The organism is Agrobacterium sp. GD03872, assembly GCF_029840625.1.
GTDB classification, from domain to species: Bacteria; Pseudomonadota; Alphaproteobacteria; order Rhizobiales; family Rhizobiaceae; genus Agrobacterium; species Agrobacterium fabrum_A.
Window position 1 is genome coordinate 175,779 of sequence record NZ_JAOCCY010000006.1, and the last position, 18,920, is coordinate 194,698.

Sequence of the window (18,920 nt, forward strand, 5' to 3'; positions counted from 1 at the left end):
GCACGTCAGTGTCCGTGCGCCCGAAAGCGGCGGGGAGAGAATGGCAGACTTTCAAGAGGCGCTGAAGCGGTTTCAGCCGATCGCGGTTCCATCGATCGCTGAAGACGAGCTCAGGTTGCGGTTGCGCGGCCTTCAGGCGCGGATGATCCAGCAGAATATCAAGGCCGTCTGGCTCGATGCATCATCGTCGCTGACCTACTATACCGGTCTGTCGCTTGGCCTTTCCGAGCGCATTCATGGCGCGCTCGTGCCGGCGGAAGGCGCGCCGGTCTATGTCAGCCCGACCTTCGAGGAGCCGAAGCTTCAGACCCTGATCCGTATCCCCGGTGAGGTCGTCGTCTGGGAAGAGGATGAAAATCCCTTCGACCTGATGACGAAGCGTATCGACGCGCTTTCCTGCCCCGGCCATCTTGTCGCTATCGATCCAGCGACACCTTTTGTTTTCGCATCGGCTTTGATGCAGCGTCTGGAAGGACGGATCATGTCCGCACAGCCGCTGATCGTCGCCCAGCGGCAGGTCAAGTCCGCCGCCGAAATCGCCCTCATCCAGACGGCGATGGATGCGAGCTACGGCGTGCAGAAGGCCGTGTTCGAAGGGCTGCGTCCGGGCATTTCCACCACTGAAGTGGCTGATTTCGTTAACGCCGCCCATATTGCGCTTGGCCTGAAGCCGCTTTTCGTGGCGGTGCAGTTCGGCGAGGCGACGGCCTATCCGCATGGCGTGCCCCATGCGCAGACGTTGAATGAAGGCGACATGGTGCTGGTCGATCTCGGCGGCATCCTTCACGGTTATCGTTCCGATATCACCCGCACCTATGTTTTCGGCGCGCCGACCGAGCGTCAGCGTTTCCTCTGGAACGCCGAACGCGACGCGCAGGCGGCGGCCTTTGCTGCTGCCCGTCTCGGTGCTGCCTGTCAGGATGTCGATAAGGCCGCGCGCGAAAGTCTGAAAGCGGCTGGTTTTGGCCCGGACTATCAGGTTCCCGGCCTGCCGCACCGCACCGGCCACGGTCTTGGGCTGGATATTCACGAAGAACCCTATATCGTTGCTGGAAATACCTCGGCTCTTCAACCGGGCATGTGTTTTTCCATCGAGCCGATGCTGTGCGTTTATGGCGAATGCGGCGTCCGTCTCGAGGATATAGTCTATATGACGGAGGCGGGACCGCGCTGGTTCTGCCCACCGGAGCAGAACCTCGACCGGCTGTTTCAGCCGGTCGCCGGGTAATTGGTCGGGAGGCAAAGGACCGAACGGCGATACGGGCACCCGTGTCGCTGCTGACCAGAAGAGGTAGGCCCCTGAACGGGGCCGCAGGAACTCAGAAAAAGAGGGAAAGGACCACCAGATGAAAACGCTGACCCGCAGTTTGCTTATCGCCTCTGCGCTTGCGATCACTTCCGCCGTGCCCGCCATGGCGAAGACCTTCGTTTATTGCTCCGAGGCATCGCCGGAAGGCTTCGATCCGTCGCCCTACACCGCCGGCGGCACCTTCGACGCTTCCGCGCATCCGGTTTACAACCGTCTGACCGAGTTCAAGAAGGGCACGACCGAAGTCGAGCCGGGCCTTGCCGAAAAATGGGATGTTTCGAGCGATGGCCTCGAATACACCTTCCACCTGCGCAAGGGTGTGAAGTGGCATTCCAACGACAAGTTTACGCCGAGCCGCGATTTCAACGCCGATGACGTGATCTTCAGCTACAACCGCCAGGGCGACGCGAAGAACCCGTGGAACCAGTATATCGCAGGCATCACCTACGAATATTACAACTCCATGGAAATGCCGTCGCTGATCAAGGAAATCGTCAAGGTTGACGATTACACCGTCAAGTTCGTGCTGACGCGCCCGGAAGCGCCGTTCCTCGCCAACATCGCCATGCCTTTCGCTTCGATCGTATCGAAGGAATATGCCGATACGCTCGACAAGGCCGGCACCAAGGAAGACTTCAACAACCTGCCGATCGGCACGGGTCCGTTCAAGTTCGTCGCCTATCAGAAGGATGCGGTCATCCGCTACCAGAAGAACGCCGACTACTGGGGCGAAGCGCCGAAGATCGACGACCTGATCTTCGCGATCACGCCTGACGCCGCCGTGCGCCTGCAGAAGCTGAAGGCCGGCGAATGCCACCTGATGCCTTATCCGGCTCCGGCTGACCTTGCCGCCATTCGCGCCGACAAGAACCTCAAGCTCGATGAGCAGCCGGGTCTGAACGTCGCCTACTTCGCCTACAACACGACCGTTGCACCTTTCGACAAGCCGGAAGTCCGCAAGGCGCTGAACATGGCGATGAACAAGCAGGCGATCATCGACGCCGTGTTCCAGGGCGCCGGCCAGGTTGCCAAGAACCCGATCCCGCCGACAATGTGGTCCTACAACGACAGCATCAAGGACGATGCCTACGATCCGGAAGCTGCCAAGAAGGCTCTCGAAGCCGCTGGCGTCAAGGATCTGTCGATGAAGATCTGGGCGATGCCGGTTCAGCGTCCCTACATGCCGAACGCACGCCGCACGGCCGAGCTGATCCAGTCGGATTTCGCCAAGGTCGGCGTCAAGGCCGAGATCGTCTCCTTCGAGTGGGGTGAATACCTCAAGAAGTCGACTGAAGTGAACCGCGATGGTTCCGTCATCCTCGGCTGGACCGGCGATAACGGCGACCCTGACAACTTCATGGGCGTTCTGCTCTCCTGCGCCGCAACCGGCGAAGGCGGTGCAAACCGTGCGCAGTGGTGCAACAAGGAGTTCTCCGATCTGCTTTCCAAGGCAAAGCAGACCACTGATGTTGCCGAGCGCACCAAGCTTTATGAGCAGGCGCAGGTGATCTTCAAGGAACAGGCTCCGTGGGCGACGCTTGCGCACTCCACCCAGTTCGTTCCGATGTCCGCCAAGGTTTCCGGCTTCACCATGAGCCCGCTTGGTGACTTCACCTTCGAAAACGTCGATATCGCGGAGTAATCCCCGAACAACCGGACGCGCGGAAGAACCCTGTTCTTCCGCGCGTCTTTTCAGGAAAAAACCATGATCCGGTTCATTCTCGGCAAACTTCTTTATCTCGTTCCGACATTCCTCGGGATCACCATTGTCGCCTTCGCCTTTGTGCGCGTCCTGCCGGGCGATCCCGTGCTGCTGATGGCGGGTGAACGCGGCATTTCGCCTGAGCGGCATGCGCAGCTCGCCGAACAGCTCGGCTTCGCCCAGCCTGTCTGGCAGCAATATCTGCACTTCCTCGGACGGCTGCTTCAGGGCGATCTCGGCAATTCGCTGGTCACCAAGAAACCCGTTCTCACCGAGTTCCTGTCGCTCTTCCCCGCGACGGTCGAGCTTGGTCTTGTCGCCATCATCATCGCCACCCTCATCGGCGTGCCGGTCGGCGTCATCGCCGCCATTCGCCGTGGCTCGTGGTTCGACCAGATTTCCATGACGACGGCGCTGGTGGGTTTCTCCATGCCGATCTTCTGGTGGGGTCTGCTGCTCATCATCATGTTCTCCGGCATCCTGCAATGGACGCCGGTGTCGGGACGTATCTCGCTGATGTATTTCTTCCCCTCCGTCACCGGTTTCATGCTGATCGACAGCCTGATTTCGGGACAGAAGGGCGCTTTCGTCTCGGCCCTGTCCCATCTCATCCTGCCATCGGTGGTGCTTGCCACCATTCCGCTTGCCGTCATTGCGCGCCAGACGCGCTCGGCCATGCTGGAAGTTCTGGGTGAGGATTACGTGCGCACGGCACGGGCAAAGGGTATGTCGCCCTCCCGCGTCGTCGGCATCCATGCGCTGCGCAACGCCATGATCCCGGTCATCACCACCATCGGCCTGCAGATCGGCGTGCTGATGGCAGGCGCCATCCTGACCGAAACCATCTTTTCCTGGCCGGGCATCGGCAAGTGGATGATCGATTCCATCTCGCGCCGCGACTATCCGGTCGTGCAGAGCGGCCTGCTTTTGATCGCGGGTCTGGTGATGATCGTCAACCTGCTTGTCGATCTGACCTATGGCCTCATCAATCCGAGGATCCGTCACAAATGACCGATGTGACCACCACCCCCGGCGTCCGCCTTTCGGACGCCGCCATCCGCCGCCGGATGATCGCCGATTTCTGGTTCTATTTCCGCCAGAACCGCGGCGCCGTCATCGGTCTTGCCGTCTTCATTCTTCTGGTGCTGGTGGCGGTCTTCGCGCCGCTGATCGCCCCGCATGATCCGACCCAGCAATATCGCGATGCGCTGCTCGTCCCGCCGGTCTGGCAGGAAGGCGGCCGCGCCGGCTTCTTCTTCGGCACCGACGCGGTTGGCCGCGACATGCTGTCCCGGCTGATCTACGGCGCGCAATATTCGCTGTTCATCGGCGTCGTCGTCGTTTCCATCGCCCTTGTCGGCGGTATCGTCATCGGTCTCGTCGCCGGCTTCTTCGGCGGCTGGGTGGATACCGTCATCATGCGCGTGATGGACGTTATCCTGGCGTTTCCATCGTTGCTTCTGGCGCTGGTGCTGGTCGCGATCCTCGGGCCGGGCCTCACCAATGCCATGATCGCCATCGCCATCGTCTACCAGCCGCATTTCGCGCGTCTGACGCGTGCGGCCGTCATGAGCGAACTCAGGCGCGAATATGTCACCGCCGCCCGCGTGGCCGGCGCCGGCAATTTCCGGCTGATGTTCAAGACCATCCTGCCGAACTGCCTTGCGCCGCTGATCGTGCAGGCGACGTTGTCCTTCTCGTCTGCGGTTCTCGATGCCGCCGCCCTCGGCTTCCTCGGCATGGGCGCGCAGCCGCCCGCCTCCGAATGGGGCACGATGCTGGCGGAAGCGCGTGAATTCATCCTGCGCGCCTGGTGGGTTGTCACCCTTCCCGGTCTGACGATCCTGATCTCGGTGCTCGCCATCAACCTGATGGGCGACGGCCTGCGCGATGCGCTCGATCCCAAACTGAAGCGGAGCTGAGCGATGAGCCTGCTGAAAATCAAGAACCTCACCGTCAAATTCGCCACCGCCACCGGCGCCTTCACGGCCGTTGACGGGATCGATGTTTCCGTGGACAAGCACGAAGTGCTGGCGATCGTCGGCGAGTCCGGTTCCGGCAAGTCGGTTTCGATGCTCGCCGTCATGGGGCTTCTGCCCGATACGGCGATGATTACCGCCGATGAGATGACCTTCGACGGCAGGAACCTTTTGGCCATGTCGCCGCAGGAGCGCCGCAAACTGATCGGCCGCGAGATCACCATGATCTTCCAGGAGCCGATTGCCTCGCTCAACCCGTCCTTTACGGTCGGTTTCCAGATCGAGGAGGTTCTGCGCCTCAATCTTGGCATGAGCGGTGCCGCCGCCCGCGCCCGCGCTCTGGAACTGTTCCGTGCCGTCGGCATTCCCGAGCCGGAAACCAAGCTCAAGGCCTATCCGCACCAGATGTCGGGCGGCCAGTGCCAGCGTGTGATGATCGCCATCGCGATCGCCTCCAAGCCGCGCCTCCTGATCGCCGACGAGCCGACCACCGCGCTCGACGTGACGATCCAGAAACAGATCCTCGATCTGCTGATGAATCTGCAGGAAGAATATGGCATGGCGCTGATCCTCATCACCCATGACATGGGCGTTGTGGCGGAAACCGCTGATCGCGTCGTGGTGCAATATAAGGGCCGCAAGATGGAGGAGGCGGATGTCTTAAGCCTGTTCGAGGCCCCGCAGCATCCCTATACCAAGGCACTGCTTTCGGCCCTGCCGGAAAATGCCACCGGCGACCGTCTGCCCACGGTTTCCGATTTCTTCGGCAAGGAGGGCGTTCAATGAGCATTGTTGTCGAAGGCAAGGGCATTACCCGCCATTATCACGTTCCCGGCGGCATTTTTGGCGGCGCCAAGACGGTTCAGGCCCTCAAGGGCATCGATTTTGCCGTCGAGCGCGGCAAGACGCTCGCCATCGTCGGCGAATCCGGTTCGGGCAAGTCGACGCTTGCCCGCATCATCGCGCTGATCGATCCGGCATCCGGCGGCGAACTGAAGATCGAAGGCAAGCCGGTGGATATCGCCAAGCGCCGTCCCGATACGGCAATGCGCTCCAAGGTGCAGATGGTGTTCCAGAACCCTTATGGCAGCCTCAATCCGCGCCAGAAGGTGGGCGACGTGCTGATGGAACCGTTGGTCATCAACACGAAAATACCGGCTTCCGAGCGCCGCGAGCGGGCCGAAGCCATGCTGGTGAAGGTCGGCCTCGGCCCTGAACATTTCAACCGCTATCCGCACATGTTCTCCGGCGGCCAGCGCCAGCGTATCGCCATTGCGCGCGCGCTGATGCTGAACCCGGCGCTGCTGGTGCTGGACGAGCCGGTCTCCGCGCTCGATCTTTCGGTGCAGGCGCAGGTGCTGAACCTTCTCGCCGACCTTCAGGAAGAGTTCGAGCTGACCTATGTCTTCGTCAGCCACGATCTTTCCGTGGTGCGCTACATCGCCGATGACGTGCTCGTCATCTCCAAGGGTGAGGCGGTCGAGCAGGGCACGCGCGAGGAACTTTTCGCCGATCCGAAGCACCCCTATACGCGCCAGCTTTTTGCCGCGACGCCGATTACGGATGTCGACGCCATCCGCGCCCGCGTGGAGCGCCGCAAGGCGGCGCGGCAGGCGGCCACGGCTTAAGCGCAGGGCATCGAGTTGAGGACAGGCCGGGTTTCCGGCCTGCTCTTTTTCAGGGCTGCAGAAACATGTCGATGGCGGCGAGCGCGCCCTGCCGCCGGATGTCGCGATAGGCGGCCTTCAGGGCCGCGACGAAGGTCTCGTTGCCGGGCAGATCGTCGCCGAAGGTGCGTTTGAAGGCGAGGAAGCGGTCGACAACATCGTCCGGGGCCATTTCCAGCTGGTCGGGCGCATCCCACTCCCTGAATGCCGGATCGAGAATGGTGATCGGCTCTCCCTTTTCGTTCCTGTCCGCGCAGGACCTGATCCACAGGGCGACGGCGAGAATGACGGCGCGGCTTTCGGCCTTTTCCTCCAGCAATTCGCGTAAGGGGCCAAGAATGCGCAGCGGCACTTTCTGCGAAGCGTCGGAGGCGATCTGCATGGTCTTGTGCTGCAGCGAGGGATTGGCGAAACGTTCCCGCAGGCCGGCGGCGAATTCCGCACCGTTGACGGCCGGATCCAGCGTCCGGCCGACTTCGCGCCAATAGGCGTCGATGAAATCGCGAACGGTTCTTTCACCCCAGGCGTCGGCAACCGTCGCAAGGCCGGCAATCTGGCCGATGGCGGCGATGGCGCTGTGGGAACCGTTCAGCATCCTGAGCTTCATATGTTCGTAGGGCTCGACATTGCCGACAAATTCCACGCCCGATTTCTCGAGCGCGGGCCTGCCATGGGGAAAGCGGTCTTCGATGACGAAACGGAAATAGGGTTCGGCAACAACCGGCCACGCATCCTGCAAGCCGAGCGCGGCTGAAATCGCCTTCCGGTCGGCATCCGTGGTGGCGGGAACGATCCGGTCCACCATGGAGCAGGGGCAGGCAATATTGGTTTCGATGAATGCGGCGAGTTCCGCATCCGCAAGGCTGGCGAATTCCAATAGCAGCTTTTGCAGCACATGGCCGTTGGCAGGCAGGTTGTCGCAGGACAGGAGCGTCAGCGGCTTGGAACCCTCTTTGCGCCTGCGCCGCGTGGCGGCAAGAATGAAGCCGAAGACGGAGCGTGGCCGCCCCGGGTTTGCGAGATCATGGACGATGTCGGGATGATCGCGCAGCAGGCTGCGGGAGGCGAGATTGGTGAGATAACCTTTCTCCGTCACGGTCAGCGTGACGATCAGGACACGCGGATCGGACAGCCGTTCCACCAATCGCTCGGGGTTTTCAGGCGCGACAATGGTCTCGAGAATGGAGCCGATGATGCGCAGTCGCTCGCTCTGGCCGTCGCGCAGGCAGAAGGTATAGAGATTATCCTGCGGTTCTATCGCGTCGCGTGTATCCGGGCTCCGCAGCGATGCGGCGACGACGCCCCATCGGGTCTCGCCGCGATTGAGGCAATCGTCGATGAAAACCGCCTGATGCGCCCGGTGAAAGGCGCCGACGCCGAGATGGACGATGCCCGGCGTGACGTTGTTGCGGTCGTAAGTGGGTATTGCGACAGATTTCGGCAATTGCGGCAGGGCTGCTGCGGAAAGGCGATCTGCCATCGACGCAATATCTTCCTCCGTGCGGGCAGGGAAAGTTGTGGCCGCATTATCCGGCGTTTCGCGCATTGTCCGAATTCCTTCCCTATATTCTGAGTGAATCAGCCCCGTGCTTCCTTGAGCAGCCGGACCTGGCGCAGCGTGTTCTGGCGGCTGCGCTCGAGATGCCGCCAAAGGGCGTCGACAATCTGGGCCTTGCTGCCGGCGGCGATGGCATCGGCGATATTCTGATGCTCCTCGACCGAGCGGGCATAATCGCCGAGGATCGAGACGAAGACCGTATGGGTCTGGTCGAGAATGCGCTCGTGGGAGCCGGAAATGACGGGGATGCGCGCGGCCGAAACCAGCGTCGTATGGAAGCTGCGATCGTAGAAAAGCGCTTTCGACAGTTCATCCAGCGTCGGGCCCCTGGCGAATTCACGATGTTTGGAAAGGCTTTCCAGCAGTTGCGCATGCAGCGCCCCGTCCAGCTGCCCGGCATCGAAGGCCACTTCCACCGCACCTTTTTCGAGCAGCATTCTGGCGGCGTAGAGTTCTTCCACGTCCTCAACGGTGAAATCGCGCACCACCATGCCGCGCCTTGAGGAATTGACCACCAGCCCGTCCGCCTCGAGTTTCAGGCAGGCTTCCTTGACCGGCGTGGGGCTGATGCCGAGATCGGCGGCAAGCTCGTTCGGCAGCAGGCGTTCGCCGCCGCGCAATCTGCCGCTGACGATGCGGGCGCGCAGTTCCCGATGTGCCTGTTCCGCGAGTGTGACTTTGACGAGCGTGTTCATGGCAGCATCATCGCCCAGCTTCGCAGCACAGGCAATGGCCGAATATTAAAAATAAAAAATTTTTTATTTTACAAAAGCGGATTTTCCTTTAGCTCTATCCGCCATCGGAAGCCGGCTGCTGGAGGAGGGCGGTCTGGCAATCTGCCGAAAGCCCATCTGCGCGACCATGGTCGCGGGGAGTGGCGTCTATTCCTCCCCGGAAGCAACCAAGCATCGAGGAATGACCGATCATGAAAATTACGGCTGTCGAACCTTTCATCCTGCATCTGCCGCTGACCTCGGAATCAATTTCCGATTCCACCCACAACATCACCCATTGGGGCGTCGTCGGCGCAAAGATCACCACGAGCGAGGGGATCGAGGGTTATGGTTTTACCGGCACCCATGCGCATCTGCCGTCCGACAGGCTGATCACATCCTGCATCAGCGATTGTTATGCGCCCTTGCTGATTGGCGAGGATGCCACCGAACATTCACGGCTCTGGACGAAACTTGCCCGTTATCCGGCGCTGCAATGGGTCGGCCGGGCCGGCATCACCCATCTGGCGCTGGCCGCGATCGATGTGGCGCTGTGGGATATCAAGGCGAAAAAGGCGGGCGTGCCGCTCTGGCGCTATCTCGGCGGTGCCCGCACCACGGCGGTGGAGGCCTATAATACCGATATCGGCTGGCTTTCCTTCACGCTGGAGGATCTGCTGGCGGGCAGCGCCAGAGCGGTTGAGGAGGACGGTTTCACCCGGCTCAAGATCAAGGTCGGGCATGACGATCCGAATATCGATATTGCCCGGCTTGCCGCCGTCCGCAAGCGCGTCGGTTCCACGATCCGCATCGCCATTGACGGCAACGGCAAGTGGGATTTGCCGACATGCCAGCGCTTCTGCGCCGGCGTGAAGGATATCGATATCTACTGGTTCGAGGAACCGCTCTGGTATGACGCTGTCACCAGCCACGCCCGGCTGGCGCGCAACACCTCCATCCCCATTGCGCTCGGGGAGCAGCTTTATACGGTGGATGCGTTCCGCTCCTTCATCGATGCCGGGGCGGTTGCTTATGTCCAGCCGGATGTGACCCGGCTTGGCGGCATCACCGAATATATCCAGGTCGCCGATCTGGCGCTCGCCCATCGCCTGCCCGTCGTGCCGCATGCCGGCGAAATGAGCCAGGTGCATGTGCATCTGAGCTACTGGCACCCGGCTTCGACCATTCTTGAATATATTCCGTGGATCAAAGATCATTTCGAAGAGCCGATCCATGTGCGGGACGGTGTCTACAAACGTCCGGAGCGCCCCGGCGCCAGCACCACGCCACTGGCGGAAAGCTTCGCCCGCTACGGCAAGGCGGTGAAATAAAAAAGGCGGCGCATAAAATGCGCCGCCCTCATTTGCAAGCGTTGCCGTTAGCGCCAGCCGAGAGCCGGCGCCACCTGCTTCAGGATCGTCTCGATCACATGGGCGTTGTAATCGACGCCCAGCTGGTTCGGCACGGTCAGGAGCAGCGTGTCGGCCTCGGCGATGGCTTCGTCGGCTTTCAGCTGTTCGATCAGTTTTTCCGGCTCGGCGGCATAGCTGCGCCCGAAGATCGCGCGCGTCTTGTCGTCGATATAACCGATCTTGTCGTCGCCTTCGTTGCCGTAGCCGAAATAGGACCGGTCGCGGTCGTTGACGAGGGCGAAGATGCTGCGGCTGACCGATACACGTGGTTCGCGGGTGTGACCTGCTTCCTTCCAGGCTTCCCGGAAGGTGCGGATCTGCTGCGCCTGCTGCACATGGAAAGGCTCGCCCGTTTCATCCGTTTTCAGGGTGGAGCTTTGCAGGTTCATGCCAAGCTTTGCCGCCCAGACCGCCGTTGCATTGGAACTCGAACCCCACCAGATGCGCTCGCGCAGCCCTTCGGAATGCGGTTCCAGCCGCAAAAGGCCGGGCGGGTTCGGGAACATCGGGCGCGGGTTCGGCTCAGCGAAACCTTCGCCCTTCAAAAGCTCCAGGAAGACTTCGGTATGCTGCCGCGCCATGTCTTCTTCGCTCTGGCCTTCGGCCGGGCGGTAACCGAAATAACGCCAGCCATCGATCACCTGTTCCGGCGAGCCGCGGCTGATGCCGAGCTGCAGGCGTCCGCCGGCGATGAGGTCGGCCGAGCCGGCATCCTCCGCCATGTAGAACGGGTTTTCGTAACGCATGTCGATGACGCCGGTGCCGATCTCGATCTTTTTCGTGCGCGCGCCGACGGCGGCCAGCAGCGGAAAGGGCGAGGCAAGCTGGCGGGCGAAATGGTGCACGCGGAAATAGGCCCCGTCGGCTCCAAGTTCTTCCGCGGCGACGGCGAGGTCTATCGATTGCAGCAGGGTATCGGCCGCCGAACGGGTCTGCGACTGGGGCGAGGGCGTCCAGTGGCCGAAGGATAGGAATCCGATCTTTTTCATGATGAACCTTCCAGATGTCGGAGGATGCCGGCTTTGTCAGCCGGCTTCGTTGTTGTCAGTCATATAGGCAGGGCTGCGTTTCCTCCAACCGGCCGCGCGTAGACACGGTGTCGCCGAAATGTGAACGATGGCTGTTCAGACCATCGTCCTGCGGTCGAGAATGAAGAGTTTTTCGTGGGCCCGGGCGGTGGTGAGAATGAAGTCCATCAGCGAGCGCACACGTGGCACATGGGCAAGGTCCTGATGGCTGGTCAGCCAGTAACCGCGCCGCAGTTCCACTTCGCCGGCGAGCACCATCTGCAGGTCCGGGAACCGCGCGGCGATGAAATTCGGCAATATGCAGAGCCCACGGCCGCTCAGCGTTGCGGTCAGCTGCGCAAAAATGCTCGAGGACTGAAAGTTCGGTCTCAGACCCGGCAGCACGTCCCGCATGTAATCGAGGCCCGGCGAGAAGATCAGGTCCTGTACGTAACCGATGAAGAAGTGGTCGAGCAGATCCTCGCGCTTCATTATTCTCGGTCGTCCGGCGAGATAGGAACGCGAGGCATAGATATGCAGCGTGTAGTCGATGATCTGTTCGTTGATGTAGGGACCGGCCTTCGGCGGATCGAGCGTGACCGCCACATCCGCCTCCTTTCGGGAAAGCGCCATGATCTGCTGGATCGTCACCATTTCCAACATGATGTGGGGATGGGTGGCGGCGAAGTCTTTCAGCCTTTCCACGAGGAAAAAATTGGAAAAACCTTCCGGTGCGCTGAGCCGCACCACACCGCGCAGCAGGCTGCCGCTTTCGGAAATATCCGATTGCAGCCGTTCCGCTTCCGCCTCGATGCGCTCGACGGTGTCGACCAGCCGCCGCCCGACGGTCGTCAGTTCATAACCGCGCGGATTTCGCTCGAACAGCTTGGTTTTAAGGGAAAATTCCAGCCGGTCGATATGGCGTGAGACGGTGGCGTGGCTGGTGCGCAGGCTTCTGGCTGCGGATGAGAGCTGGCCGGTGCGGGCCACGGCCAGGAAATATTGCAGGTCGTCCCAGGTGAAAGGGGTGGCCATATCTGTCTCCCATCAAGAGTTCTGTTCAAAAATGAACAGTTCCTGTTCGCAATTTGATGACGACCCGCTCTTGTGTCAACGGCCGAATTCGAGAAGTCTAGGCTCAGGATGCATCGCTTTGAGGAGGGCGGTGTGACCGTTCAGGTGCAATGGCATGGAAGCCCCGACGTGGTTTCGTTCACCGTTGCACAGACAATCTGAGGCTCGCAATCATCTCTGGGAGGAGAAGTCATGCGCAAGAGTATCGTTTTATCCACGGCCATGGCGCTGGCCGCTGGCACCGCCGCTTATGCCGCCGAGATTTCGGACGGCAAGGTCAAGATCGGCATTTTGAACGACCAGTCGGGCGTCTACGCCAATTTCGGCGGCAAATACTCCTATGAGGCCGCCAAGATGGCGGTTGAGGATTTCGGCGGCAAGGTGCTCGATGCGCCGGTGGAAGTGGTGACCGCCGACCACCAGAACAAGGCGGATGTCGCCTCCAATATCGCCCGCCAATGGTACGATACCGAACAGGTCGATTCGATCATGGAACTGACCTCATCGTCGGTCGGCCTTGCCGTGCAGGCGCTGTCCAAGGACAAGAAGAAGATCACCGTCAATACGGGTGCGGCAACCACCGAGCTGACCGGCAAGCAGTGCAGCCCCTATGGTTTCCACTGGGCCTATGACACCTATTCGCTGGCGGTCGGCACCGGCGGCGCGCTCGTCAAGCAGGGCGGCGACAGCTGGTTCTTCCTGACCGCCGACTACGCCTTCGGTTATTCGCTGGAAGAAAACACCGCCAATTTCGTCAAGGCCAATGGCGGCAAGGTGCTGGGCTCCGTGCGCCATCCGCTGGCGACGACGGATTATTCCTCCTTCCTGCTGCAGGCGCAGTCCTCGGGCGCGAAGGTCATCGGCCTTGCCAATGCCGGTCTCGACACTTCCAACGCCATCAAGCAGGCGGCCGAATTCGGCATCGTCGCCGGCGGCCAGCGGCTTGCGGCGCTTCTCTTCACGCTTGCCGAAGTCCACGGCCTCGGTCTCGAAGCGGCCCAGGGCCTGACGCTGACGGAAGGTTTTTATTGGGACCGTGACGATGAATCGCGCAAATTCGGCGAGCGGTTCAAGGAACGCACCGGCGCCATGCCGAACATGGTGCATGCCGGCACCTATTCCGCCGTGCTGCATTACCTGAAAGCCATCGAAAAGGCCGGCACCGACGATGCCGACGCCGTCGCCAAGGCCATGAAGGAAATGCCCGTCAACGACGTCTTCTCGAAGGACGGCCATGTGGCAGCCAATGGCCGCATGATCCACGACATGTATCTCATGGAAGTGAAGAAGCCGGACGAGAGCAAGCAGCCGTGGGATTATTACAAGGTGCTCGCCACCATCCCCGGCAAGGAAGCCTTCATGGACCCCGCAAAAAGCGGTTGCCCGCTGGTGACGCAATAAAAGACTGACGCAATAAAGGGGAAAGTTTCATGACGATCGCTCCCGCCCCCGCCGGGCAGGCCGAACCTCGCGTCGTTCTTTCGGCGCGTGGTCTTACAAAAACCTTCGGCGCATTCGCGGCCGTGAAAAACGTCGATCTCGACGTGCATCATGCCCGCGTGCATGCGCTGATCGGTCCGAACGGCGCCGGCAAGACAACGGTCTTCAACCTGTTGACCAAGTTTCTCCAGCCGACGGGCGGGGCGATCACCTTCATGGGAACGGATATAACAAGGACGCCGCCGGACAAGGTGGCGCGTCTCGGCCTCGTCAGGTCCTTCCAGATATCGGCAGTGTTTCCGCATCTGACGGTTCTGGAAAATGTGCGGATTGCGTTGCAGCGGCCGAATGGCCTCGCAACGCAGTTCTGGTTGCCGCTCTCCTCGCTCGACAGGCTGAACGCCCGCGCCGAGGAGCTGATCGCAACGGTCGGCCTGACAAGGGAAAAACATGCGCTTGCGGCCGATCTTTCTTACGGCCGCAAGCGGGTTCTCGAAATCGCCACCACGCTGGCGCTCGATCCGAAGGTGCTGCTGCTGGACGAACCGATGGCCGGCATGGGCGGGGAAGATGTCTCGCATGTGGCCGAGCTCATCCGCGAGGTGGCCAAAACCCGCGCGGTGCTGATGGTCGAACATAATCTGAAAGTCGTGGCGGATATCTGCCACCACGTTACGGTCCTGCAACGCGGTGAAATTCTGGCGGAGGGCGATTATACCGCTGTTTCCGCCGATCCGCGCGTGCGCACGGCCTATATGGGCACGGAGGAGGCTTGAGATGGCGGCAATGCTCGAAGTCTCCAACCTGCAATCCTGGTACGGTGAAAGCCAGGCGCTGCATGGCGTCGATCTGACCGTTGGCGAAGGTGAAACCATAACCATTCTCGGCCGCAACGGTGTGGGCAAGACCACGACGCTGCGCACCATCATGGGCATCATCCGCAACCGCAAGGGTTCCATCAAGCTCGGCGGCAAGGATATGATGCCGGTGCCGCTGCATCGAACTGCGAAATACGGCATCGGTTTCGTGCCGGAAGAGCGCGGCATCTTCGCGACGCTGAGCGTCGAGGAAAATCTGAAGCTGCCGCCCGTCGTCGCGTCCGGCGGCATGACGCTCGATGAGATATACGAGCTGTTTCCCAATCTTTATGAACGTCGGGCGAGCCCCGGCACGAAACTCTCCGGTGGAGAGCAGCAGATGCTGGCCATGGCGCGCATCCTGTGCACCGGGGTGAAGGTGCTGCTGCTTGATGAACCGACCGAGGGACTTGCCCCTGTTATCGTCCAGCGCATCGGCGAGGTGCTGAAGACACTGAAGAGCCGCGGCATGACCGTGGTTCTGGTCGAGCAGAATTTCCGTTTCGCCAGCCGTATCGCCGACCGCTTCTACCTGATGGATCACGGCCAGATGGTCGGCGATTTTCCGGTCGGCGAGCTTTCCGCCCGCATGGGCGAGCTCAACAAGGTGCTGGGGGTTTAACGATGACGATGATCTTCGGCGTTCCAATTCAGGCGCTCCTCGGACAATTGCTGGTGGGCCTCATCAACGGGTCGTTTTATGCGCTGCTGTCGCTCGGCCTTGCCGTCATTTTCGGTCTGCTGCGCGTCATTAATTTTGCCCATGGCGCGCAATATATGCTCGGTGCATTCGTGGCCTTCCTCGGCCTGCAATATTTCGGCATCAATTTCTGGGTGGCGCTCATCGTCACGCCGCTCGTCGTGGCGCTGTTCGGTGCGATCATCGAACGCTTCCTGCTGTCGCGGCTTTACGATCTCGATCCGCTTTACGGGCTGCTGTTCACATTTGGTCTGGCGCTGGTGGTGGAAGGCACGTTCCGCTGGCTTTATGGCGCGGCGGGCCAGCCCTATTCGGTACCGCGCGAGCTTGCCGGCGGCACCAATCTCGGTTTCATGTTCCTGCCGAATTACCGCGCTTTCGTCGTCGTCATTTCGCTCATCGTCTGCATCGCCACCTGGGCCTTGATCGAAAAGACGCGGCTTGGCTCCTATCTGCGCGCTGCGACGGAAAACCCGACGCTGGTGCAGGCTTTCGGCATCAATGTGCCTGTTCTCCTGACGCTGACCTACGCGCTGGGCGCCGGCCTTGCCGGTTTCACCGGAGTTCTTGCAGCGCCTATCTATCAGGTCTCGCCGCTGATGGGCACCAATCTCATCATCGTCGTGTTTGCCGTGGTCGTGGTCGGCGGCATGGGGTCGATCATGGGCGCCATCGTCACCGGTTACATGCTGGGCGTCGCCGAAGGCTTGACCAAGGTGTTCTACCCGGAAGCCTCCAACATCGTCATCTTCGTCATCATGGCCTTTGTGCTGCTCATCCGCCCCGCCGGACTTTTCGGAAAGGACGCCTGATATGTCCAAAGCCACCCATAGCCCCACCGCCGGAGCAATGCCGCAGACGGAGGTTTCGACGACTGCCGGCACCATCAAGACCGTGCTTATTCTCGCAGGGCTTGCCGTGCTCATCGCCGCGCCGATGTTCGTTTACCCGATCTTTCTGATGAAGCTGCTTTGTTTCGCGCTGTTTGCCTGCGCCTTCAATCTGCTGATTGGGTACACCGGGCTGCTGTCCTTCGGCCATGCGGCGTTTTTCGGCGGTGCCGCCTATTTCACCGCCTATTCGGTGAAGGAATGGGGCGTGACGCCGGAAATCGGCCTTGTCATCGGCATGGCGGGTGCGGCGCTGCTCGGTCTCGTCATCGGCTTTTTCGCCATTCGCCGCCAGGGTATCTATTTCGCCATGATCACGCTGGCGCTGTCGCAGATGTTTTATTTCTTCTGCCTTCAGGCGCCGTTTACCCATGGTGAGGATGGTTTGCAGGGCGTGCCGCGCGGCCATCTCTTCGGCCTTCTCGACCTCAATGCGCCACTCAACATCTATTACACGGTGCTGGCCGCCTTTGTGCTCGCGCTTCTCGTCATCTGGCGTTTCGTCAATTCGCCCTTCGGCATGATCCTGAAATCGATCCGTGAAAACGAGCAGCGCGCCATTTCGCTGGGCTACAGCGTGCAGCGCTACAAGCTCGGCGCTTTCGTCATGTCGGCGACGCTGGCGGGGCTTGCGGGCGGCCTGAAGGCGCTGGTCTTCCAGTTCGCGACGTTGACCGACGTGACCTGGCAGATGTCCGGCGAAGTGATCCTGATGACGCTGCTCGGCGGCATCGGCACCATGATCGGCCCTATCTTCGGTGCTGGTCTCGTCGTCACCCTGCAGAACTATCTCGCGACATCGGATTTCCCGGTCACCATCATCACCGGCCTTGTTTTCATGGCCTGCGTTCTGGTGTTCCGACGCGGTCTGATCGGCGAATTTTACGCATCGCGGCTCGGGAGAAAACTCGGCTTCCAGCACCGCGGCTAGAGATTTTTGAAAACACAGACAAGGCCTCCCCCGCGTCCGGGACGACGCGGCAAGGGTGGCGTATGGAGAAGAGCATGGGCGAATATGACTATATCGTCATCGGAGCGGGGAGTGCCGGATGCGTTCTCGCCAACCGCCTTTCGAAAGATCCGAACAACCGCGTGCTGCTTCTCGAAGCGGGCGGCAACGACAATTACCATTGGATCCACATTCCGGTCGGTTATCTCTATTGCATCAACAATCCGCGCACCGATTGGTGTTTCAAGACGGCGGAAGAGCCGGGGCTTAACGGCCGCTCGCTCATCTATCCGCGCGGCAAGGTGCTTGGCGGCTGCTCCTCCATCAATGGCATGATCTATATGCGCGGCCAGGCGCGCGATTACGATATGTGGCGGCAGCTCGGCTGCGAGGGATGGGGGTGGAACGATATCCTGCCCTATTTTCTGAAGTCGGAAGACTTTTATCGGGGAAAAAGCGACCTGCACTCTGCCGGCGGCGAATGGCGCGTGGAAAAGGCGCGCGTGCGCTGGGATGTGCTGGATGCTTTCCAGAAGGCGGCGGGCGAGGCGGGCATTCCGGCGACCGATGATTTCAACCGGGGCGACAATGAAGGCGCCGGTTATTTCGACGTCAACCAGCGGGCCGGCTGGCGCTGGAACACGGCGAAAGCCTTTCTGAAGCCGGCGCTTGGCCGCAAGAACCTGACGGTTCTGACCAAGGCCCATGTCAAGCGTCTGATCATCGAAGAAGGCCGTGTTACCGGCGTCGAGTTTCACCATGATGGCGTCTTGAAAACGATGCGGGCACGGCGCGAGACGGTGCTGTCTGCCGGTGCCATCGGCTCGCCGCATATTCTGGAGCTTTCCGGCGTTGGCCGTGGCGATGTGTTGCAGGCGGCCGGTATCGACACGGTAGCGGAGGTTCAGGGTGTGGGCGAGAACCTGCAGGACCATCTGCAACTGCGCATGGTCTACAAGGTCTCCGGCGTCCTGACGCTGAATGAAAGGGCCTCCACCCTGTTCGGCAAGGCGAGGATCGGCCTCGAATATGCGCTGACGCGCTCCGGGCCGATGTCGATGGCGCCGAGCCAACTCGGTGTCTTCACCCGTTCTTCACCGGAAAAGGAAACCGCCGATCTGGAATATCATGTCCAGCCGGTTTCGCTCGACAAGTTCGGCGATCCGGTTCACACTTTTCCCGCCATTACCGCAAGTGTCTGCAATCTGCGGCCGGAAAGTCGGGGCTCAGTGCATGTGAAAGGACCGGATTTCGCCATGCAGCCGGAAATCCGCCCGAACTATCTTTCCACTGAAGGTGACCGCCAGGTGGCCATTGACGCCATGCGGCTGACGCGCCGCATCGTCGCCCAGCCGGCCTTCGCGCGCTTCAAGCCGCAGGAATACAAGCCGGGTCCCTCCTTCGAAAACGACAATGATCTCGCCAAGGCGGCCGGCGATATCGGCACCACCATCTTCCACCCCGTCGGCACGCTGCGCATGGGGTCGGATATGGAAAGCGTTGTCGATGCGCGGCTGAAATTCCGCCGGCTCGCGGGGCTGCGCGTCGCCGATGCATCGGTGATGCCGCGCATCACATCCGGAAATACCAATTCCCCGACGATCATGATTGCCGAAAAGGCCGCCGACATGATCCTTGCGGATAATCGCTGAAAGGAGCGCTC

At 60.9% G+C, this 18,920-nt stretch carries 17 protein-coding genes; 13 read left to right on the forward strand and 4 right to left on the reverse strand.

What is annotated here, in order from left to right:
* Positions 1–40 precede the first annotated feature (40 nt).
* From N5D22_RS16465 to N5D22_RS16490, 6 genes are all read left to right on the forward strand, one after another.
* Entirely contained in the window at positions 41–1,228 is a 1,188-nt protein-coding gene (locus tag N5D22_RS16465; RefSeq protein ID WP_279656808.1) for a Xaa-Pro peptidase family protein, read from the forward strand.
* Positions 1,229–1,346: 118 nt separating this feature from the next.
* The gene (locus N5D22_RS16470) at positions 1,347–2,951 is read left to right on the forward strand and encodes an ABC transporter substrate-binding protein (RefSeq protein WP_279656807.1); all 1,605 of its coding nucleotides are present in this window, start codon (positions 1,347–1,349) and stop codon (positions 2,949–2,951) included.
* Between the two features lie 63 nt (positions 2,952–3,014).
* Positions 3,015–4,022 (forward strand): ABC transporter permease subunit, encoded by a 1,008-nt coding sequence (locus N5D22_RS16475; protein WP_279656806.1) that lies wholly within the window; start codon positions 3,015–3,017, stop codon positions 4,020–4,022.
* Positions 4,019–4,933: an ABC transporter permease subunit gene (locus tag N5D22_RS16480; RefSeq protein ID WP_279656805.1), complete on the forward strand. Its 915-nt coding sequence runs from the start codon at positions 4,019–4,021 to the stop codon at positions 4,931–4,933. The genes N5D22_RS16475 and N5D22_RS16480 overlap by 4 nt, the downstream gene beginning before the upstream one ends.
* 3 nt (positions 4,934–4,936) lie before the next feature.
* Positions 4,937–5,776, forward strand: a complete 840-nt coding sequence (locus tag N5D22_RS16485) for an ABC transporter ATP-binding protein (RefSeq protein ID WP_279656804.1) — start codon at positions 4,937–4,939, stop codon at positions 5,774–5,776.
* Positions 5,773–6,618 (forward strand): ATP-binding cassette domain-containing protein, encoded by an 846-nt coding sequence (locus N5D22_RS16490; protein WP_279656803.1) that lies wholly within the window; start codon positions 5,773–5,775, stop codon positions 6,616–6,618. The genes N5D22_RS16485 and N5D22_RS16490 overlap by 4 nt, the downstream gene beginning before the upstream one ends.
* A 49-nt stretch (positions 6,619–6,667) precedes the next feature.
* Here the strand turns inward: N5D22_RS16490 and N5D22_RS16495 are convergent, their stop codons facing one another.
* Entirely contained in the window at positions 6,668–8,137 is a 1,470-nt protein-coding gene (locus N5D22_RS16495; RefSeq protein WP_279656802.1) for a mannitol dehydrogenase family protein, read from the reverse strand.
* 98 nt (positions 8,138–8,235) lie between these two features.
* On the reverse strand, positions 8,236–8,910 hold the full coding sequence (locus N5D22_RS16500; protein ID WP_279656801.1) for a GntR family transcriptional regulator: 675 nt from the start codon (positions 8,908–8,910) through the stop codon (positions 8,236–8,238).
* Positions 8,911–9,140: 230 nt separating this feature from the next.
* On the opposite strand from N5D22_RS16500, the gene N5D22_RS16505 reads away from it, so the two are divergent.
* Complete coding sequence (locus N5D22_RS16505) at positions 9,141–10,259, forward strand: mandelate racemase/muconate lactonizing enzyme family protein (RefSeq protein ID WP_279656800.1); 1,119 nt, start codon at positions 9,141–9,143, stop codon at positions 10,257–10,259.
* Positions 10,260–10,306: 47 nt separating this feature from the next.
* Here the strand turns inward: N5D22_RS16505 and N5D22_RS16510 are convergent, their stop codons facing one another.
* Together N5D22_RS16510 and N5D22_RS16515 are read right to left on the reverse strand one after the other, a co-directional pair.
* Positions 10,307–11,329, reverse strand: coding sequence for an LLM class flavin-dependent oxidoreductase (locus tag N5D22_RS16510; protein WP_003522491.1), 1,023 nt, complete (start codon positions 11,327–11,329; stop codon positions 10,307–10,309).
* Positions 11,330–11,464: 135 nt separating this feature from the next.
* Positions 11,465–12,382 carry a LysR family transcriptional regulator gene (locus tag N5D22_RS16515; protein WP_279656799.1) on the reverse strand — a complete coding sequence of 306 codons (918 nt, stop codon included), beginning with the start codon at positions 12,380–12,382 and terminating at the stop codon, positions 11,465–11,467.
* A 231-nt stretch (positions 12,383–12,613) separates the two neighbouring features.
* On the opposite strand from N5D22_RS16515, the gene N5D22_RS16520 reads away from it, so the two are divergent.
* The 6 genes from N5D22_RS16520 to N5D22_RS16545 all read left to right on the forward strand — a co-directional run bounded on the left by N5D22_RS16520 (position 12,614) and on the right by N5D22_RS16545 (position 18,909).
* Positions 12,614–13,822: an ABC transporter substrate-binding protein gene (locus tag N5D22_RS16520; protein ID WP_279656798.1), complete on the forward strand. Its 1,209-nt coding sequence runs from the start codon at positions 12,614–12,616 to the stop codon at positions 13,820–13,822.
* Between the two features lie 29 nt (positions 13,823–13,851).
* On the forward strand, positions 13,852–14,637 hold the full coding sequence (locus N5D22_RS16525; protein ID WP_279656797.1) for an ABC transporter ATP-binding protein: 786 nt from the start codon (positions 13,852–13,854) through the stop codon (positions 14,635–14,637).
* 1 nt (position 14,638) lies between these two features.
* Positions 14,639–15,340, forward strand: coding sequence for an ABC transporter ATP-binding protein (locus tag N5D22_RS16530; RefSeq protein ID WP_279656796.1), 702 nt, complete (start codon positions 14,639–14,641; stop codon positions 15,338–15,340).
* Between the two features lie 2 nt (positions 15,341–15,342).
* Positions 15,343–16,230, forward strand: a complete 888-nt coding sequence (locus N5D22_RS16535) for a branched-chain amino acid ABC transporter permease (RefSeq protein WP_269347335.1) — start codon at positions 15,343–15,345, stop codon at positions 16,228–16,230.
* A 1-nt stretch (position 16,231) separates the two neighbouring features.
* Positions 16,232–17,239, forward strand: a complete 1,008-nt coding sequence (locus N5D22_RS16540; RefSeq protein WP_080839024.1) for a branched-chain amino acid ABC transporter permease — start codon at positions 16,232–16,234, stop codon at positions 17,237–17,239.
* A gap of 74 nt (positions 17,240–17,313) precedes the next feature.
* On the forward strand, positions 17,314–18,909 hold the full coding sequence (locus N5D22_RS16545) for a GMC family oxidoreductase (protein WP_031233946.1): 1,596 nt from the start codon (positions 17,314–17,316) through the stop codon (positions 18,907–18,909).
* Positions 18,910–18,920: the final 11 nt, after the last annotated feature.

Excerpts from the sequence above, each read along its gene's own strand:
- N5D22_RS16465 (WP_279656808.1), top strand. The coding sequence starts at position 41 with ATGGCAGACTTTCAAGAGGCGCTGAAGCGGTTTCAGCCGATCGCGGTT.
- N5D22_RS16470 (WP_279656807.1), top strand. The coding sequence starts at position 1,347 with ATGAAAACGCTGACCCGCAGTTTGCTTATCGCCTCTGCGCTTGCGATC.
- N5D22_RS16475 (WP_279656806.1), top strand. The coding sequence starts at position 3,015 with ATGATCCGGTTCATTCTCGGCAAACTTCTTTATCTCGTTCCGACATTC.
- N5D22_RS16480 (WP_279656805.1), top strand. The coding sequence starts at position 4,019 with ATGACCGATGTGACCACCACCCCCGGCGTCCGCCTTTCGGACGCCGCC.
- N5D22_RS16485 (WP_279656804.1), top strand. The coding sequence starts at position 4,937 with ATGAGCCTGCTGAAAATCAAGAACCTCACCGTCAAATTCGCCACCGCC.
- N5D22_RS16490 (WP_279656803.1), top strand. The coding sequence starts at position 5,773 with ATGAGCATTGTTGTCGAAGGCAAGGGCATTACCCGCCATTATCACGTT.
- N5D22_RS16495 (WP_279656802.1), bottom strand. The coding sequence starts at position 8,137 with ATGGCAGATCGCCTTTCCGCAGCAGCCCTGCCGCAATTGCCGAAATCT.
- N5D22_RS16500 (WP_279656801.1), bottom strand. The coding sequence starts at position 8,910 with ATGAACACGCTCGTCAAAGTCACACTCGCGGAACAGGCACATCGGGAA.
- N5D22_RS16505 (WP_279656800.1), top strand. The coding sequence starts at position 9,141 with ATGAAAATTACGGCTGTCGAACCTTTCATCCTGCATCTGCCGCTGACC.
- N5D22_RS16510 (WP_003522491.1), bottom strand. The coding sequence starts at position 11,329 with ATGAAAAAGATCGGATTCCTATCCTTCGGCCACTGGACGCCCTCGCCC.
- N5D22_RS16515 (WP_279656799.1), bottom strand. The coding sequence starts at position 12,382 with ATGGCCACCCCTTTCACCTGGGACGACCTGCAATATTTCCTGGCCGTG.
- N5D22_RS16520 (WP_279656798.1), top strand. The coding sequence starts at position 12,614 with ATGCGCAAGAGTATCGTTTTATCCACGGCCATGGCGCTGGCCGCTGGC.
- N5D22_RS16525 (WP_279656797.1), top strand. The coding sequence starts at position 13,852 with ATGACGATCGCTCCCGCCCCCGCCGGGCAGGCCGAACCTCGCGTCGTT.
- N5D22_RS16530 (WP_279656796.1), top strand. The coding sequence starts at position 14,639 with ATGGCGGCAATGCTCGAAGTCTCCAACCTGCAATCCTGGTACGGTGAA.
- N5D22_RS16535 (WP_269347335.1), top strand. The coding sequence starts at position 15,343 with ATGACGATGATCTTCGGCGTTCCAATTCAGGCGCTCCTCGGACAATTG.
- N5D22_RS16540 (WP_080839024.1), top strand. The coding sequence starts at position 16,232 with ATGTCCAAAGCCACCCATAGCCCCACCGCCGGAGCAATGCCGCAGACG.
- N5D22_RS16545 (WP_031233946.1), top strand. The coding sequence starts at position 17,314 with ATGGGCGAATATGACTATATCGTCATCGGAGCGGGGAGTGCCGGATGC.